Consider the following 1,749-nt stretch of genomic DNA (forward strand, 5'->3'; position numbering starts at 1 on the left):
TAGACTGTGTCCTACGTGGTGATCGCTCGTTGGGCTGTCTATAGGGCGGGGCACGTGGAGTTGGATTGTTCCGGACAAGCTTGTGCGGCGATTGTCTACGTATTGGTCAGCGGTTGTGCCTGGCGGGCTCTGCCGCCATGTTTCGGAATATCAAAGTCGATCGCGCATCGCTGGTTCCTGATCTGGTCGCGGGCCGGGGTGTGGGGCCGGCTGCATGAAGCGGTGCTGCACCGACTCGATGACGCCGGCCTCATCGACGTGTCGCGCGTGGTCCTCGACTCCGCTCGCGTGCGGGCTGGAAAGGAGGCGAACTCATAGGTCGGAGCCCCGTGGGCCGAGGTAGGCCGGGTTCCAAGATGCACGTCCTGTCGGACGCGAACGGACTGCCCCTGGTCGTCGGCGTCTCGGCCGCCAACACCCACGACAGCGGAGCGCTGAAGCCTATGGCCGAGGGTCACCAAACGAGACATGCTCCCACCGAGGCCGTCACGTCAAGCCCCAACGCCTGCACGCCGACAAGGCGTATGACATCCCCCACCTGCGGAAATGACTGTGGGGCAAACGCATCGGCGTACGCATCGCCCGCAAGGCATCGAGTCCAGCGAACGGCTGGGCCGCCGTCGTTGGGTGATCGAGCGGACAATGTCCTGGCTGTCCGGCTACCGCAGGCTCAGCCCCCGCTACGAGTGCGATGACCGTAACTACCTGGCCTTCCCCGGCTTGGCCGCGGCTTTGTGCTGCCACAAGCGACTGATCCGCACAGTCTAAGCAGGCAGCGCGCGCCGCGAAGGTCTCGAATACCGCACGGACCGCAAAGCCGGCAGTAGCCTGGATGGGCATCGGCTCCTACACTGGGCCAAGCCCCAAGGCCACCAGCAGGAACTGATCTCCTTGCTGTTCGACAGGAATTTCGCCAAGGCGGAAACCATCTTCACCCACGACGCACTCGCGGACCTGGCCGCTCGCGCCGCCACCGACCACGGAGCGGAAGGCGTCCCCTTCTTCGCCTTCGGCAACGGCATCACCCTTCAGGGGCACAGCCCACCAGCGTATTCCGGTCTGAACACTCGACAGAGTCGGCTTCGCGAAAACCAATACACTAGGGAGGTCTGACAGTGACGAAGTGACCCCAGCAGTATCACCCCGACTACGTCTGCGCTCTTAACGGAGCGCCTGCCCCTCCCTTTGGAGATATCCAATGAGCACTACTGAACTGCCGCAACCGATCAGCCGCTACATCGCGGCCTGTAATGAGCGGAATTGGACAGCCATTCCCCCCTGTTACGCCGCCGACGCTGAATTCCTGTTGCAGGGTTCTGTCGTGGCAAAGGGGAATGACGAGATTGCCGCAACCTTGCAGGCCAACATGGAGTCGATGCCCGAGACGCACGATGAAGTGGTTCGCGTGACTGTCTCGGGTACGATGGCGCTGGTGGAGATGGTCTTCAGTGGTAACACCCCAGACGGCACGCGCTTCGAAGCAGCAGCCGCCGACATCTTCGAACTAACCCCCGACGGCTCCGAAATCGCGCGAGTCTCGGCCTGGTTCGACGGCACCCACGCGCCGTGATAGTGGTCGCGCCTTTGCATGTCACATGCCTTAGAGATGCACTTGCCTTCTCTCTGGGTGGCCCCTTCGGGGCTCAGCCCACAATTCGCGAACTCGCCAAGAGGTAACGGGCCTTCATGAAGCCAAGCCCCGACAGGGGCTCAAGCCTCACGAGCCCCGCCACTTACTTACGTACACTT

The 1,749-nt window shown here is 62.6% G+C and carries 1 protein-coding gene and 2 pseudogenes; all 3 read left to right on the plus strand.

Going from position 1 to position 1,749, the window contains the following annotated elements; translation table 11 throughout:
• Positions 1 to 40 precede the first annotated feature (40 nt).
• The 3 genes and pseudogenes from ACIBIW_RS36740 to ACIBIW_RS36750 all read left to right on the plus strand — a co-directional run bounded on the left by ACIBIW_RS36740 (position 41) and on the right by ACIBIW_RS36750 (position 1,570).
• Positions 41 to 768, plus strand: a pseudogene (locus tag ACIBIW_RS36740) (IS5 family transposase).
• A 21-nt stretch (positions 769 to 789) separates the two neighbouring features.
• Positions 790 to 1,113 (plus strand): annotated as a pseudogene (locus ACIBIW_RS36745) (hypothetical protein); the annotation flags it as partial.
• Positions 1,114 to 1,198: 85 nt separating this feature from the next.
• Positions 1,199 to 1,570 (plus strand): nuclear transport factor 2 family protein, encoded by a 372-nt coding sequence (locus tag ACIBIW_RS36750; protein ID WP_399342892.1) that lies wholly within the window; start codon positions 1,199 to 1,201, stop codon positions 1,568 to 1,570.
• Positions 1,571 to 1,749: the final 179 nt, after the last annotated feature.

Source organism: Streptomyces sp. NPDC050560, from assembly GCF_044457285.1.
Taxonomy (GTDB): domain Bacteria; phylum Actinomycetota; class Actinomycetes; order Streptomycetales; family Streptomycetaceae; genus Streptomyces.

Bases quoted from the DNA above. Each gene is read 5' to 3' on its own strand.
- ACIBIW_RS36750 (WP_399342892.1), top strand. From the start codon at position 1,199: ATGAGCACTACTGAACTGCCGCAACCGATCAGCCGCTACATCGCGGCC.